The 15,979-nt window shown below is 68.6% G+C and carries 7 protein-coding genes; all 7 read right to left on the bottom strand.

Translation table 11 applies throughout. The features are described 5' to 3' along the window. Positions 1-11: 11 nt before the first annotated feature. Genes FW796_RS25275 through FW796_RS25245 form a run of 7 tightly spaced genes read right to left on the bottom strand, consistent with a single transcriptional unit; the run spans position 12 to position 15,948 of the window. Positions 12-791, bottom strand: coding sequence for a thioesterase II family protein (locus FW796_RS25275; protein WP_446440239.1), 780 nt, complete (start codon positions 789-791; stop codon positions 12-14). Further along, a complete protein-coding gene (locus FW796_RS25270; protein ID WP_446440238.1) occupies positions 788-1,903 on the bottom strand; it encodes a saccharopine dehydrogenase NADP-binding domain-containing protein in 1,116 nt (371 codons plus the stop codon). Before FW796_RS25270 ends, FW796_RS25275 begins: the two co-directional genes overlap by 4 nt. After that, positions 1,900-7,323, bottom strand: coding sequence for an amino acid adenylation domain-containing protein (locus FW796_RS25265; RefSeq protein ID WP_446440237.1), 5,424 nt, complete (start codon positions 7,321-7,323; stop codon positions 1,900-1,902). The genes FW796_RS25270 and FW796_RS25265 overlap by 4 nt, the downstream gene beginning before the upstream one ends. Then, positions 7,320-10,790: a non-ribosomal peptide synthetase gene (locus FW796_RS25260; protein WP_446440236.1), complete on the bottom strand. Its 3,471-nt coding sequence runs from the start codon at positions 10,788-10,790 to the stop codon at positions 7,320-7,322. The genes FW796_RS25265 and FW796_RS25260 overlap by 4 nt, the downstream gene beginning before the upstream one ends. Continuing rightward, entirely contained in the window at positions 10,783-12,546 is a 1,764-nt protein-coding gene (locus tag FW796_RS25255) for an ABC transporter ATP-binding protein (RefSeq protein ID WP_446440235.1), read from the bottom strand. Before FW796_RS25255 ends, FW796_RS25260 begins: the two co-directional genes overlap by 8 nt. After that, positions 12,543-14,294 carry an ABC transporter ATP-binding protein gene (locus FW796_RS25250; protein WP_404937118.1) on the bottom strand — a complete coding sequence of 584 codons (1,752 nt, stop codon included), beginning with the start codon at positions 14,292-14,294 and terminating at the stop codon, positions 12,543-12,545. The genes FW796_RS25255 and FW796_RS25250 overlap by 4 nt, the downstream gene beginning before the upstream one ends. Next, positions 14,281-15,948, bottom strand: a complete 1,668-nt coding sequence (locus FW796_RS25245) for a (2,3-dihydroxybenzoyl)adenylate synthase (RefSeq protein ID WP_446440234.1) — start codon at positions 15,946-15,948, stop codon at positions 14,281-14,283. The genes FW796_RS25250 and FW796_RS25245 overlap by 14 nt, the downstream gene beginning before the upstream one ends. Positions 15,949-15,979 lie beyond the last annotated feature (31 nt).

Genomic DNA, 15,979 nt, shown 5'->3' with positions numbered 1-15,979 from the left:
CAAAGGAAAATTCACGGGGTCGAGGGCCAGCACTGCCACGGCTGCTCGCCGTGGCCCGCCAGCAGCCGGGTCAGGTGCCGCAGCACTTCGGCCTGCTGCTCGCGCAAATAGAAGTGCCCACCGGGGAAACTCTGGAAGTCGGTGACCTGGGCGCTGACCTCGGCCCAGGCATAGGCTTCGTCCGCATCGACTTCAGTGTCCTGGCCGCCCAGGCACACGCTCAGGGGCAGGTCCAGGGCACGGCCGATGTCGCCGCGATAGGACTCGATCAGCCGATAGTCATTACGCAGTGCCGGCAGGTACAGGTCCCGCAGCGTCGGGTCGTCCAACAGTGACGGCGCGCCATCGGACAGGCGCTGTACATCCGCCAGCAACGCCTCGTCCGACCCCAGGTGCAGCTCGCTGTGGCGCTGGCGATGGGGCGCCGGGTGTGCGGACACAATCAGCCGCTGAGGGGCCGAGCCTTGCTGCTGCATGCGCCCTGCCACTTCATAGGCCAGGGCCGCGCCCATGCTGTGGCCGAACAGCACCAGCGGCCGGTCCACCAGGTCCGACAGGGCCCGGGTGATAGTGCCCGCCATCCACTCCAGGCTGCCGGGCCAGGTTTCGCTCAGGCGCTCCTCGCGCCCCGGGTACTGCACGCTGATCAGCTCGACATCCGCCGGCATCTGACGGCGCCAGTCATTGAAAAAACTCGCACTGCCGCCGGCATGGGGCAGGCACACCAGCCGGCAGCGTGGCGGTTGCGGCTGCGGGTAACGGCGCAGCCAGGCACTGGGAGCCTTTCTCACAGCACACCCTCCTCTAGCTCGACCAGTGGGGTACCGGCGCTGTGGCCCAGGCTGACCCGGGTGTCCGGCAACCACTGACAGACCTGTTCCAGGCAGGCCTCGGCATCCAGCACCTGGGCCGCGTAGTGCAGGCCTTGCGGCAATAGCTGCCAATGCAGCGCGCAGAACGCCGCAACGCTGCCGGTCAGCCGCGAACCGTCGCCGGCCCGCAGCCAGGCGCTGGCCTGCTGCTGGCGGCCGTCACGCAGGCCGTCGACCTCCACCGCCAGCAGTTGGTACGGCCGCCGTCCAGCGACATCCAAGGCGCTGGCCTGAACCAGCGCGGCCACATTCTGCGGACAGTGGCGCGCTTCTGGCGCCGAGCCCTGGATACGCTGCAGGGCGGCCGCCAACTGCCCGCCCTCGAACAGGTTGAAGCCCTGGCCGTGAGGCACTTGCAGTTGGCTGAACAAGCGCTGCTGCTCGGTGCTCAGGTAGGGATAGGCCTGCACCCCGGCCACCGGCAGCCAGTCCCGTTCCAGGTGCTGCTCGGCACTCGCCGTGCTGCGCACCACCTGTCCCTCGCGCCAGCCGCACTGGGCCTGGCCAAAGCCGTTGCCCAGGCTCAACAGGAAGTCCTCGGCGGCCGTGGCGGACAGACGCCCCAGGCCACCGGCATAGCAGCGCATCTCATCCACGCGTTGGAAGGACTGCGCCAGCAACCGCGGGAACAACCCCGACAGCCCCGGCAGCATGCCCGCCGACAACAGCACCCGGCGCCCTTCGGGCACCTGCCCGGCCAGACGCTCGTGCAGCGGATCGTCGCCGCCCACATCCAGGTAGTCGGCGCCCGCCGCCAGCGCGACCCGGGCCACCCGATCGAGAATCCGGTAGCTGGGCCCGGCGCAATTGATCACCAGGGCGCAGCCGGCGCAGAAATCGGCCAGGCTCGACTCATCCCACAGGTCCAGGGCGCGCACTTCGGCGCACGCCCCCAACTGCTGGTTCAACTGCTCGGCCTGCTGCGGGGCACGCCCGCCCAGGCGCAGCGCTACGTGGCCGGCCAACAGCTGCGCCACCTGACGACCGACGCTGCCATAGGCCCCAACCAGTCCAATGACCGCCCCACTCATGCCGCCACCTCGGTGACGGCATCGAAGGCCTGGGCCACGGCTTGCACCTGGGGCTGCTGCATGCAACTGAAGTGATCCCCGGGCACATCCACCACCCGCAGCTCACCCAGGCACAGGGCCTGCCAGTAGGCGCTCATGTCGCGGTGCATGCCGGGCAGCACCTGAACCTCGCCGCTCTGGCGAATGAACAGCATGTCCCCCTGATACGGCGTGGCTTCATGCAGAGCCACCGCCGCCAGGCTGTGGCGCAGCACCCGCAGTTGCTCCTGCAGCCAGTCCAGGTCACTCAGTTGCGAACCGGCATGGCGCATGGCCTCGGCAATTGCCTGCAGGCGCTGCTCCGGGGTCTTCTCTGCCAGGCGCTGCAGACAGGCCAGGGCCGAGGTGCATTGGCCATCGTCGCTCAAGGCCAGCAGCGAACCCTGGGGCACCCGCCCCGGGGTCTGGGCCAGAACCCGGGCGATGCTGCGTTCCATGGCCTGTTCGTCCTCGGGGTAACCCAGGGCCAGCGGATCGGCCTGCATCACCCGGGCGAACACGTACTCGGCCAGCAGGTCATCCTCGATCATGAACGGCACCCGGTAACTGCTGATCACGCTCAGTTGCAGCACCTCGATGGAGCGCGCCGCCAGGCACGCCGCCAGTTCGGTGGCCAGCAACCCGCCCAGGCAGTAGCCGACGATGCTCACCTGGCGCCGGCCTTCGGCCTGCAGGGTGTCGGCATAACGTTCGGCCAGCTGACGAATCGCCGTGGCCGGCTCCAGCGCCAGGTAACCCGGCACATCGTTGAGCACCAGCCCTTCCAGGGGCGCTTCCTCCCCCAGGGCAGCGAACAGCGCACGGTACGGCGCCAGGGTGCCGCTGCCGTCGTGGACGAAGATCCGCGTCGGGCCCTGGGCCTTGTCGCAGATGCGCACCAGAGGCGAATCGCTTTGTACCCCTTGCCCGCGCAGGTAGTCGGCCAGGGCCGCTACCGTGGGCTGGTTGATCAACTGCCGCAGCAAGTCGCTCCAGGGCAACTGCCGGGCCTGGGGCAAGGCTTCGCGCAGGCGGCCCACCACTTGGGCCACCAGCAGCGAGTCGCCGCCGAGCTCGAAGAAGCCCTGCTCGCGGCCTACCGCCGGCACCCGCAACAGGGTCTGCCAGACCTCGGCGATGCTGCGTTCCAGATCGTCCAGGGGCGCCGCGCCGCTGTTGACCTGTTGCTCGGGCCCGGCCACACCGATCCGGGCCAGGGCCTGACGGTCGACCTTGCCGTTGGCGGTCAGGGGCATTTCATCGAGAATCTGCCAGTCCGCCGGGATCATGTAGTCCGGCAGACGCTGGGCCAGATGGGCACGCAGTTGCTCGGGCTCCAGGGTCTGGCGCTCGCTCTTGAAGCGGGTGATGAACAGGTGCTGACCGATCTGCGACATGGCGTCATCGGCCTGGGGCAGGCACAGCGGGGTTTCGCCCCCGGCCTCCAGCAGCAGCTGCTGCCACTGCTCGCGACGGATGAAAGTGGTGTCCAGTTCCGCGCGGAAATCTTCGAAAGCGCTCAGGCCTTCCTTGAACTCCATGGAGGCCATGATCTGGTAAGTGTCGCGAGTGGCCTCGATGAAGATCAGCCAGCCACCCGGGGCCAGCATCTCCCGCAGCCGCGCCAGCACCCGGCTGGCATGCCGCGAGTTGTGCAGCACGTTGGCGCAGAGAATCACGTCCAGGGAGTTGGCAGCCACGCCCTGGGCCCAGTGATCCTGGTTGAGGTCGAACAGCCCGTAGCTGACCCAGGGATAAGCAGCGAAATGCTCCCGGGCCTCATTAAGGAAGAACTGCGACAGGTCGGTGAACTGGTAGTCCACCGGCAGGCCGTCCAGGGCCGGGATCAAATCGGCGCTGGTGCCGCCGACCCCGGCGCCGATCTCCAGCAGGCGCAGGCGCTGGCCGGCGGGACGCTGGCGGATGATCTCCTGCACCGCGGCGCACACTGCCTGGTTCAGGTACTGGCTGATCAGGTTCTTGCGGTAGGCGCCCTCGGCGGTGTCGGTGCGGCCCTCGGGGAACAGCAGATGCAGCGGGTCCAGCTGGTCGCTCATCAGCGCCGGCAGTTGCTCCTGGCTCTCGCGCAAATAACGCAGGACCTCGGCGCCCCAGCCCACGGAAGGCTCCAGGGCTTCGATGCGCTGCCACAGCTGACGGTATTCCTCGCGCTGCACCCGCAGGTCCGAGTAGCCACCGGACTGCCGGTCATGCTGCACCAGCCCTTCTTTGGCCAGGGCCTGCAACCAGCGCCGGATCAAGCGCTGGTTGCGCGGCGCGACTTCGCTCAAGGCCAACACCTCTTCCAGGGAGTGACTCTGTCCCGCCTGCTGGAACAGCCCGGGACGCTGCAGGGCCAGGCCCATGGACAGCAGCGCGGCGCGCTCGACACAGGCCGACATCTCGCTGACCAGGGCATCGCTCAGATCGCCGCGCACGGCCTGGGCCGCTGCCTGGGTGCGCGCCTCCAAGTGCTCCGGCCACGCCAGCGGCATGTCCCGCAGACTGGCCCGCAGGCAGGCCTGCAGACGCCGATCGAAGGCCCCTTCGCCCGCGGCCACCACCACCGCGGACTCCACATGGGGATGGCTGAGCAAGGCGCTCTCCACCTCCGCCAGTTCGATGCGATGGCCGCGGACCTTGACCTGGAAATCCTCGCGACCGAGGAACTCGATCAGGCCATCTTCCAGGTAGCGGCCCAGGTCGCCGGTGCGGTACAGGCGCTCGCCACTGCGGGGATGATCGACAAAACGCTCGGCGGTTTTCTCGGCATCCCCCAGATAACCCAGGGCCAGGCCGCTACCTGCGATGTACAGCTCGCCGGCCACGCCTTGGGGACGGTCGCGGCCCTGCTCGTCGAGGACCATGAACCGCTGGTTGGCCAGAGGCGCGCCGTAGGGAATGCTGCGCCATTGCGGATCGACCTGGGTGATCGGGTAGTAGATCGACCAGATCGCCGCTTCCGTGGCCCCACCGAGGCTGATCAGCCGCAACTGCGGCAACAGTTGCGCAGCCTCCGCCGGCAGGTTCAGGGGAATCCAGTCCCCCGACAGCAGCGCCAGACGCAGGGCCGCAGGAGCCATGGACGGCACCGCCTGCAGGTAGTGGGTGAGCATCTGCAATTGCGCCGGCACCGAGTTCCACAGGGTCACCCCATGCTCCCGGGCGCACTCGGCCCAGTGCGACGGATCGGCGCGGCGTTGCGGGTCCGGCAGCACCAGTGCGCCGCCTACTGCCAGCAGGCCGAAGAGGTCGTACACCGACAGGTCGAAGCCCAGGCTGGCCAGGGCCAGGACCCGATCCTCGGCGTTGATGGCAAAGCGCTGGTTGATGTCGACGATGGTATTGAGCGCCGCCTGATGGCTGATCATCACGCCCTTGGGCACCCCGGTGGAGCCGGAGGTGTAGATCACATAGGCCAGTTGCTGCGGATCGATGTCCTGCACCGGCAACGGAGCTTGCGCCGCCAGCGGGCTCTGATCGACCTGGATCACCTGAGTCACCCGCGCCGGCCAGCACAGTTCATCGCTCAACCAGGACTGACTGAGCACCCGGCCGACCTCGGCGTTGTCCAGGATCAACTGGCGCCGGGCTTCGGGCTGATTGGTGTCCAGGGGCAGGTAGGCCGCCCCCGCCCGCAGAATGCCCAGCACCGCGATCACCTGCTCCAGGCCCTTGTCCATGCACACCGCGACCCGCTCGCCCGGCTGGCAGCCGGCCTTCAGCAGGGCCTCGGCCACGGCCTCGGCGCGTCCGGCCAGTTCGCCGTAGCTCAGTTGCCCGGCGCCCTGGATCAAGGCCACACGCTGGGGCGTGGCGGCCGCCTGACGCCAGAACGGCTCATGCAGCCCTCCGGCGGGCAACGGCGCCGCTGTCTGGTTCACCAGCTCGCGCTGCAGGCGCTGGGCCGCCGGCAATTCCAGGCAATCGTCCAGGGTCCAGGCCGAGGGTTCCCGGGCCAGGCGCTTGAGCAACCGTTCGAAGGTATCGAACAGGTCGTCGAGCAGCGCCTCACTGAATACCCCTTCGCGAATGTCCCAGTTGATCGCCAGACCGTTGTCCCGTTCGCTGACCTGGCAATCGATCAGCACCTGGGGAGTCTGGCTGATGCCGAACACCAGCTCGGCTCCCGGCATGAAGGCCCCGCCGCCGCTTTCGCCACCCGCGCCCAGGGTGCTGGTGAAGGCGTACGGCATCAGCGCCGCATCCTGACCCTTGCGCCGCGCCAGCTCGCGCAGCACTTCGATGCCCGAGCACAGGCGATGGTCCATGTCCTGCCACAGGCGCTCCTGCAACTGCTGGCTGCGCTGGCCGAAACTGCCCCCTTGCAGGGTCTGCACTTCCAGCAGTTCCACCGAGCTGAAATCCCCCACCAGGCGATCCACCTGGGGGTGCAGCGACAAGCGATTGAGCAGGGTCAGGCTCAGGCAGAAGTGCCCGCGACGGCTCCAGCGGCCCAGGGTTTCGGCATAGGCCGACAGGATCGCCGCCGACACGCCGACCCCGGCGGCGGCCGCATTCAGGCGCAGCGCGTTGCAGTCCCGCGCTTCCAGGCTCATGGCCCGGCGCTGGAAGCGTGGCCCGGTGGGTGCTCCCAGCAGCGGCAGCTCCGGCGCCCCCGGCAGGCTGTCGACCCGCGCCCACCAATAGTCACGGTCGCGCTGGTAGCGCGGTTGCTCGCGCAGGCGCCGCTCGCCCAGCACGTAGTCGCGGAAGCTGATCTGCGCCGGTGCCGGCAGGGCCTCGCCACGGTACAGCTGCTGCAACTCGGCCAGCAGCATGCGCACGCTCTGGTAGTCGCACACCAGCAGATCCACCGACAGGTGCAGCCGCGAGGTGTCGCGGCCCTGGCTCACGCACAGTTCGATCAACGGCCATTGCTGGGGCGTGGCCCGGCGCAGTTCCATGCGCTCGCGCAAGGCCTGCAAGGCACTGCCGTCGTCCTGGCTCAGGTCGTGGCTCGCGATGGTGTAATGCGGCACCTGGGGCAGGATGCGCTGGTAGCCCTCCTCCAGCACCACCGCGCGGAGCATCTCGTGGCGGGCGATCAGCTGGTTCCAGGCCTGTTCCAGGCGCAGCGGGTCGAGGTCCTGCTGGGCGAACTCCAGATAACCGTGACAGGCCACGCCGCCAAAGCTGAACGCCGTGGTGCGGCCCAGCAGATAGGCCGCCTGCACATCGGTCAGCGGGAAGGGTTCTTCCCGGGCCGGCAGATCGGCCTCCAGGGTCGGCATCTGCGCCGCCTGCAGCTGTTGCAGCAGCGCGTCCTTGTGTTGCCGAAGCTGCTGCAGGCGCGCTTCGTCCATGACCCCGGCCGGAGCCCGATAGCGCAGGCGGCCCTGTTCTTCCCAGAGCTCCACGCCCAGTTGTTGCAGATCCTGTTGCAGTTGCTGCAGCGTCATAACACGCCCTCCACCATTGCGTTCTGATTGACGGGCCGCTGTTCCCGGCGCGAGGCGAGCAACTGCCCCTGCAGGGCCACGGTGGCCGCGTTGAAAAAGTCCTTGAGCGACAGTTCCAGCTGGAACTGCCGAGCGATGCGTTCGATCAAGCGGGCTGCCAGCAGGCTGTTGCCGCCCAGGGCGAAAAAGCCCTGGTGCCGGCCCACCTGTGGCACCTCCAGCAACTCCTGCCAGAGGGCGGCTACGGCCTCTTCCCACGGCCCTTGCGGGGCCTCGCAGCTCTGTGGCTGGATGCCGCGCCGCTGCTCCTGCAACAGCCACAGCAAGGCGGCGCGATCGACCTTGCCGTTGCTGCTCAGCGGCAGTTCGGCCAGGGTCAGCCAGCTGTCCGGGAGCATGTGTTCGGGCAGCCATTGACCCAGCCACTGCCGCAGGGCCTGGGGCTGTGGCAGCGCCTCGTTGGCCACCAGCACCGCCGCCAGCTGCGGCTCGCTGCCGGGCAGCACCAGGCTCAGGGCACGGCTGATGGCCGGGTGGCGTTCCAGGGCCGCGTCGATTTCCGCCAGCTCGATGCGAAAGCCGCGGACCTTGACCTGATGGTCCAGGCGCCCGAGGAACTCCAGGGTGCCGTCGGCCCAGTAGCGCCCCTGGTCGCCGGTGCGGTACCAGCGTCCGCCGTCATGCTCGACAAAGCGCTGGGCACTGAGGCTGGGCAGGCCGCGATAGCCCGCGGCAACGCCGGCGCCGCCAATCCACAGCTCGCCGGGCACCCAGTCCGGGCAATCCCGGCCCTGGCTGTCCACTACCCGGAAGCACTGGTTGTCCAGGGGCCGGCCATAGGGGATCGAACGCCAGTGCCCGGGCACCGCTTCCACGTCCTGGTAGTTGGACCAGATCGCCGCCTCGGTGGCGCCACCCAGGGCCACGAACTGCAGGTCACGCCCCGCCGCCTGGCGCAGGCGACGGGGCAGATCGAGGCCGACCCAGTCCCCGGAAACCATGGCCAGGCGCAACGACGCCAGGCCGGCACCGTCCCGTACCTGCAAGGTCAGCATGTCCAGCAGCGCTGGCACCGAATTCCACAGAGTGACCCGCTGTTCGCGGATCAGGCGCAGCCATTCCTGGGGCTCCTTGCGCATGGCGTCGGCCGGCAGCACCAGGGCGCCACCGACACTCAAGAGGCCGAACAGGTCGTACACCGACAGGTCGAAATCCAGGGCCGAGACGCCCAGCACCCGATCCTCGGCGCTGACCCGATAACGCCGGTTGAGCGCCTCGATGGTGTTCATCGCTGCCTGGTGCGAAAGCTCCACCCCCTTGGGTTCACCGGTGGTGCCAGAGGTGAAGATCACATACGCCAGGGCATCCGCCGCAAGCGGTAACGGCTGCGCCAGGGCAACTGCCGGGCGCGCCTGGGCCAGGGTCACCACCCGCAGTGCGGCGAGCCAGATGCCGCCGTCGCGGTGAGCCGTGTCGGTGAGTACCACACGCACCCCGGCACGCTGATAGATCACGTCGCGCCGGGCCGGCGGCTGCTCGATGCCCACCGGCACGTAGACCGCACCAGCCGCCAGAATCCCCAGCACCGCGATCACTTGCTCGCGGCCCTTGGGCAGGGTGACCGCCACCGCCTCGCCGGGCTGCACGCCCCACTCCACCAGGGCGCCCGCCAGCTGCAGGGCTTGCCGGGCCAGCTCGGCATAGCTCAGCTGGCCCTGGTCACAGATCAGCGCCAGCCCCTCGGGATGGGCCTGGGCCTGCTGGAAGAAACCCTGGTGCAGTAGCCGGGCCGGGGTCGCGTGCCGGCAGTCGTTGACCGCGCTGCGCACTCGCTCCTGCTCGGCCGGCAGGGGCAACGGCGCCACCTGTTGCCAGTCATGCTCGCAGAGCCACAGCAGCAGACCGCGATAAGCCTCGAACATCTGCTCCAACAGGCCCTCAGGGAACAGCCCCTGCACCGCGTCCCAGTTCAGCAGCAGGCCGTCGGCCATGGGGTAGCTCTGGTGATCCAGCCACACCTGGGGCGTCTGCGACAACGCCCAGCCGGGCTCGCCCAGTTGCTGGCGGCAGGTGTCATCGACAAAGGCCGGACCCAGGTTGCAGGCAAAGACCACCGGTGCGCCCTGACCGCCGCCCTGGCGCAGGCGTGCACGCTCGCGCAGCACCTCGACCCCGGGCCAGGCACTGTGGGCGATATCCCGGTGCAACTGAGCCTGCAGTGCCAGGGCCTGCCGGCAGAAATCCAGGGGCTGGCGCTGATCCACTTCCAGCAGCACCAGATTGGAGAAGTCCGCCAGCAGATGGGGCACGCAAGGGTGCAGTTCCTGGCGGTTGAACAGCGGCACGTTGAGCAGGAAATGCTGACTGGCACTCCAGCGCCCCAGCACCTGGGCATAAGCACAGGCCAGCACGCTGGCCAGGGTCAGTCCATGCTGCCGGCCCTTGTGCTCCAGGACCTGCAACTGGTGTTTATCCAGGCGCATGGCCAGACGCCGGAAGCGTGGCGTGCCCAGTTGCTGCGGCTCCTGGGCCAGGGGCAATTGCGGGCCGTCGGGCAGATCCTCCAGGCGCGGTAGCCAGTAGTCCCGGGCCGCCGCCAGTTGCGGCGCCCGAGCCGCCTGTTCGGCCTTCAGGTAGTGGGCAAAGTCCCACTCCAGGGCCGGCAGTTGCTGTTCGAGACCGGCATGGATCAGGGCCAGATCCCGCAGCAGGATGCCAATGCTCAGGACATCCGCCACCAGCAGGTCGATGTTCAGGTGCAGACGGCTACGGCCTTCGGGCAGCAGGCTCAGTTGCACATCGAAGACTTCCCCGCGGCCGACCTCCAGGCAGCGATGGGACAGGCGCTGACGAATCTGCTCCAGGGTCTGGGCCACGACCACGCTGCCAGCCTGGCGCAGGTCGTGAACGCTGAGCCCGGGCCAGGGGCTCTGCGGCAGGATGCGCTGGCAGGTGTCATTGACAAAGCAGGCCCGCAGCATCGGATGACGCTGGCACAGGCGGCGCAAAGCCTGTTCCAGACGCTCAGGCTCCAGGCCCTGGCCATCGAGCTCCTGATACAGGTGGCAACCCACGCCCCCCAGGGGCATGCCCGGATCGCGACCGAACCAGTAGGCCTGTTGCAGGGAGGTCAGTGGAAAATCAGGGTTTTCGCCGGCGCCGGCTACCGCCTGCAGGCGCGGCGCCGCGAGGCCGCGACGGGCCTCGATCAGCGCCCACCAGGCGTCCAGGGTCGGGTGCTGGATGAGTTCGGCAAAGCTCAGGGTCACGCCCTCGGCGGCCAGCAACGCCGGCAGGCGCATGATGCTCACCGAATCGAGGCCCTGCTCGATCAGCGAAGCATCCGCCTCCAGGTCCTCGGGCTCGTAGTTGAGCAGCCGCGCAATGCCTGCGCAGAGTCCTTGGGGTGAATGACTCAGGCTGGCGTGCGCTGGATGAGCGCGTGCCAGTGCTGGGTTATCAGTCATGGTGGACGGTCCTATGGGGTACGGAAGGGGTGGGTCGCAAGCGCCAGCGATTGATCGCCTCGCGCTCGTGGAACAGTTCGCGATAACGGCCCGCAGCCGCCATCAGTTGGGCATGGGTGCCGCGCTGGGCCAGGCGGCCCTGGTCCAGCAGGAAGATCTGCCCGGCATCGGGGGCCAGGGTCGGCTTGTGGGTCACCAGCAGCACCGTGTGCTTACGCGCCAGTTGCAGCAGGCTGCGGTTGACCCGTGCTTCGCTGATGGCGTCCAGGGCGGCGGTGGGTTCATCCAGCAGGATCAGGGTGGCGTCCTTGAGCATGACCCGGGCCAGGGCCAGGCACTGGCGTTCGCCGCCGGAGAGGCTGACGCCGCCCTCGCCCACCCGGGTCTGCCAGCCCTGGGGCAGGCGCTGGGCCAGGCGGTCTAGGCCGGTGGCGTGGGCGGCGGCCATCAGTTGCGCCTCACTGGCCTCGGGGCGTCCCAGGCGCAGGTTGTCCAGCAGGCTGGCGGCCAGCGGCGGACAGTCCTGGAACATCAGGGCAATGTCCTGGTCGCGCTGCCGGGCCGAGAGCTGGCGCAGGTCCACGCCCCCCAGCAGGATGGCGCCGCTGCTGACATCGCAAAAACGCGCCAGCAAGCGCAACAGGCTCGACTTGCCGGAGCCCGAGGCCCCCACCAGCAGGTTCAGGGAGCCCGGTTCCAGCTCGAAGCTGATGTCCTGCAGGACCGCACGATCCTGGCGAACCAGCCCCAGCTCTCGCACCTCGACCCGTTGCCCCTGCGGCGTCTGGGGCTCGGCCGGCTCCGGCAGGGGCGCCAGGCTCAGCAACTGGCACAGGCTGTCCACGCCGTGGCGAGTCTGGCGCAAGGTGGTGCCCAGGTTGACCAGGGCCCCCATGGGCTCCACCAGGCAGCTGGCAAGCACCGCCAGGGCCAGGTATTGCACGGCCCCGAGGCTGCCGCCGAGCACCGCATAAAGCCCGCACAGCAACACGGCGGTGTAGCCGGCCTGGAGCACCACCACCAGCCCCAGGGCCGCCGGAAAGGTGCGCCAGTGGGCCCGGCGCTGAGCCTGACGCTGTTGCTGCAAGGCTTCGCCCAGCAGGCTGAAGCCTTCAGCGTTGCGCCCGCAGGAGCGCAGCAGCGGCTGCTGACGCAGAAACTCCAGGACCCGCGCCGCCGCTTCGCCGGCCGCCGCTTCGCTGAGGCGCTCGGCCTGCCCGCCCCAACGCACGCCCCAGTGATAGAACAACAGCAGCAGGGGCACACTGGCCAGGGCGGCCAGGGCCATTGAACGGTCGTAGAAAAACAGCGCCAGCAGCAACGCCAGGGGCGTCAGCAGGGCATTGGCCATGGGCTGCAACAGGTGCGCCGGGGCACTCATGATCTGCGCCACGGTATGGGTCACCAAACGGTTGAGCTCGGCACCGCGACGCTCGACGAACCACTCCAGGGGCAGGCGCGCCAACTGCTGGCCGATGCGCAGGTTCAGCGACTGCGCTGCCGCAGCCCCGGCCCTGTAGCCGGCAAGCTGGGCATAACGACGCAACCACAGGCACAGCCCGGCGAACCCGGCAAAGGCCCCGGCCCAGAGCCAGGGCGCCTTGCCCGACGCGGCGTCGAAGCCACAGGCAAACGCCATGGGCAGCAAGGCCAGCGCCAGGCCCTGGGCCAAGGCACTGGCCGCCATGGCCAGCAGCGCCCGGCGCAGCAGGCCGGCTTCCTTGGGCTGCAAGCTGCGTAACAGGGCAGCGATCATGGCAGGGCCCTCGCCAACGCGGCAGCGCCAAGCTGCTCCGCCGCCCACAGTTCGGCATACACCCCCTGCTGATCCAGCAAGGCCTGGTGCCGACCGCACTCCAGCAATTGCCCGCCCTGGAGCACGGCAATCTGATCGGCGTCCTGAATGCTGCTCAAGCGATGGGCGATCACCAGCACCGTGCGCCCTGCCGCCAACCGCGACAGGGCCTGCTGGATCGCCGCTTCGGATTGCGGATCGCTGGCCGCAGTGGCCTCGTCGAGTACCAGGATCGGTGCCTGGCTGAGCATGGCCCGGGCAATGCCCAGACGCTGGACCTCGCCGCCGGACAACTGCACGCCGGTCCCCAACAGGGTGTGATAACCCTCGGGCAAGGCGCTGATGCGCTCATGGATCTGCGCGGCCCGGGCCGCCTCCTCGACCTGTGCGAGGCTGGCCTCGGGGCGCCCCAGGCGCAGGTTATCGAAGACGCTGGCGCGCAGCAGACGCACCTCTTGAAAGACAAAGGCCACCTGGCGATACAGGGTCGCGCTGTCCATGTCCCGCAGGTCGACACCGCCGATGCGGATCGCCCCGGCGCTGACATCGGCAAAGCGCGCAAGCAAGGTGGCCAGGGTGGATTTGCCGGCCCCGGAATCCCCCACCAGGGCGGTCAGGGTGCCGGGCTGCAGACGCAGATCGATGCCCCGCAGCACCTGGGTGCCGTCGGGGTAGCTGAAGTCCACGGCATCGAAGGTCACCAGGGCCCCTTCAGGTTCCCGGGAGAACGCCGGCTGCGCCAGCACCGGGGTGCTCAGCACCGCGCTGATGCGCTGCGCCGCCGTCCGGCCCTGGACCAGGGAATCGGCGCCATGCCCCAGAGCCGCCACCGGCGCCGCCAGGGCCGGGCCAAGCAAGGCGAACGCCAGCAACTGCACGGGCTGCAACCAGCCGCCGGCAATCAGCGGCACCCCGCCCACCAGCACCAGGGCCAGCACCAGCAGAGGCGAGAGCAGCACTTCGACACTGGCCCCCAGGCCGGCCCAGCGCTCGACCCACTGGGAGAAGAAACCGGCAAAATCCTCTACTGCCTTGAAGAAGTCGTCCTGTACCCGCTCCACCCGGCCAAAGGATTTGACCATGGCAATGCTCTGCACAAAGTTCAGGGTCGCCGTCGACAGTGCGCCCATGGCCCCGCCCAAGCGCTGGCGCTCGGCGTGGTAAGCCGGGGTACGCATCACCCGCAGGCGCCACAGCGCAACCAGCGGTGGCGCCAGCACCACCAGGGTCATGGGCAAGCTCACGGTCAGCAGGTAGATCAGGCTGGCCAAAGGCACCACCAACGCCGCCACCAGATTGTTGGGCAGGTGTGCCACCAACTGATGCAGAGCACCAACATCCTCCAGCAGCACCCGCTCGGCGGTTTCCCGCTGACCACCCAACCAGGCCAGGGGCACCCGCGCCAGATGGGCTGCAATGCGCTGGCGCAGATGGCGCTGCAGGTCACTGTCGGCCAAATGGGTAATCTGCAACCCCGCCGCCAACCCCAACAAGCGCAAGAGCAAGGCCCCGCCCCCGGCCAGCAGCCAGAAGCCCGCGCGGTCCACGTCCAGCTCGCCCGCCAGCAACAGCGGCGCCAGTTCGGCCACGGCAATCAGCGGCAGCAGGCCCACCAGCGCCGCCAGCACCTGCAGCAGCATCGCCGCCAGCAGACGCCCGCGCACCGGTTGCAACAGTTCAGTCAATCCTGGTTGTTCAGCCACGGGCATCACTTCCCACCTGAGCTTCGGCCTCAGCGCCGAAGTACAAGGCCTGGATCGCCTCACGCAGGTGTTTGCGGCTGACCTTGCCGACCCCGGTCTGGGGAAAGGCCGGGATGAATTCGAAGCGATCCGGCAGCTTGAACGCCGCCAGGCCCTGAGCCCGCAGATGGCGCAGCAGTTCCGGAGCCCGGGGCGCCGGGCCACGGGGAATGACGAAGGCGCAGGTGCGCTCGCCGAGGAAGGCATCGGGCATCGCCACCAGGGCGATGTCGGCCACCGCCGGATGGCTCAGCAGCAGGTTCTCCACTTCTTCGGCGGCGATCTTTTCGCCGCCGCGGTTGATCAGGTCCTTGTCCCGCCCTTCCACCATCAGGTAGCCGTCGGCGGTGAGCTGCACCCGGTCACCGGTACGATAGAAACCGTCGGCGGTGAAGGCTTGGGCGTTGTGCTCGGGATAGCGGTAATAGCCGCGAATGGTGTAGGGACCACGGGTCAGCAACTGGCCCACCTGCCCCACCGGGACGGGCTGGTCCTGCTCGTCCACCACGCGGATTTCGTCAGCCGGCGACAGGGGCCGGCCCTGGGTGTGCAGCACCCGCTCGGGCGGGTCTTGCGGGTCGGTGTAGCAGATCAGTCCTTCGGCCATGCCGAACACTTGTTGCAGGCGGCAACCGAGTACCGGCTCGATGCGCCGCGCCGCCTCGAAGCTGAGCTTGGCCCCGCCCACCTGCAACAGCTGCAACGACGGCAATCCGCGTCCGCGTGCCTGGGCCGCCTCCATCCAGACCAGGGCCAGGGGCGGCACCAGGGCGGTGTGGGTCACGGCTTCGCGCTCGATCAGTGCAAAACAGACTTCCGGGCTCGGTGAGTGGCCGAGCACCACCCGCCCGCCGACCGACAAGGTGCCCATGAATCCCGGGCAGCACATGGGAAAGTTGTGGGCCATGGGCAGCACCGCCAAGTACACGCTGGCACTGGACAAGCTGCAGCGCTCGACGCTGGCCCGCAGGTTGTAGAGGTATTCGTTGTGCCGCCGCGGGATCAGCTTGGGAATCCCGGTGGAGCCACCGGACAACTGGAAGCAAGCGACGGCATCGGCACTCGGCACCGGGAAAGCCGGCGACGGGGCCGGGTCATACAGGCCATCGAGGGCGGTGAATTCCTCGGCCTCGCCGGCCACTATCACCCACTCCAGGTGCGGATTGCCGGCCTTGAGATCCCGGGCCATGGCCCGGAAATCGAAGCTGGCGTCACGGTCGGCGCACAGGTAGGCGCGGGCCTGGGCGAATTCGCAGAAGCGACCGATCTCCAGATGCCGGTGCGCGGGCAAGGCGAAGATCGGCCGCACGCCGAGGCGGTACAGGGCAAAGCAGGTTTCGACGAAGGCGCTGCAATTGGGCAGTTGCAGGACCACGTTGTCCCCGGCCCGTAACCCCAGGCGGTACAGGCCGGCGGCCAGTTGGTCGACCCGCAGGTCCAACTGCCGATAGCTCAGGCGCTGTTCGCCATCGGTCAGCGCCTCGCGCTCGGCGAAGGCCTGGGCAGCCACCCGCAGCAGGTCGCCAAAGGTTTCATCGCGCCAGTACCCGGCCTGGCGATAGTGCTGGGCAAACGCCTCGGGCCAAGAGGGGCAATCCTGCAGATCATCGAAAGTGGACATGCTGTCTCCTGAGTTTTTTGACGCAAAAAGC

Source organism: Pseudomonas sp. 910_21, assembly GCF_052850735.1.
This window is presented reverse-complemented; position numbering and strand designations above follow the sequence as displayed.

What these genes read in the sequence shown, in the direction of transcription:
- FW796_RS25265 (WP_446440237.1), bottom strand. Translation starts at nt 7,323, where the DNA reads ATGACGCTGCAGCAACTGCAACAGGATCTGCAACAACTGGGCGTGGAG.
- FW796_RS25255 (WP_446440235.1), bottom strand. Translation starts at nt 12,546, where the DNA reads ATGATCGCTGCCCTGTTACGCAGCTTGCAGCCCAAGGAAGCCGGCCTG.
- FW796_RS25245 (WP_446440234.1), bottom strand. Translation starts at nt 15,948, where the DNA reads ATGTCCACTTTCGATGATCTGCAGGATTGCCCCTCTTGGCCCGAGGCG.
- FW796_RS25270 (WP_446440238.1), bottom strand. Translation starts at nt 1,903, where the DNA reads ATGAGTGGGGCGGTCATTGGACTGGTTGGGGCCTATGGCAGCGTCGGT.
- FW796_RS25250 (WP_404937118.1), bottom strand. Translation starts at nt 14,294, where the DNA reads ATGCCCGTGGCTGAACAACCAGGATTGACTGAACTGTTGCAACCGGTG.
- FW796_RS25260 (WP_446440236.1), bottom strand. Translation starts at nt 10,790, where the DNA reads ATGACTGATAACCCAGCACTGGCACGCGCTCATCCAGCGCACGCCAGC.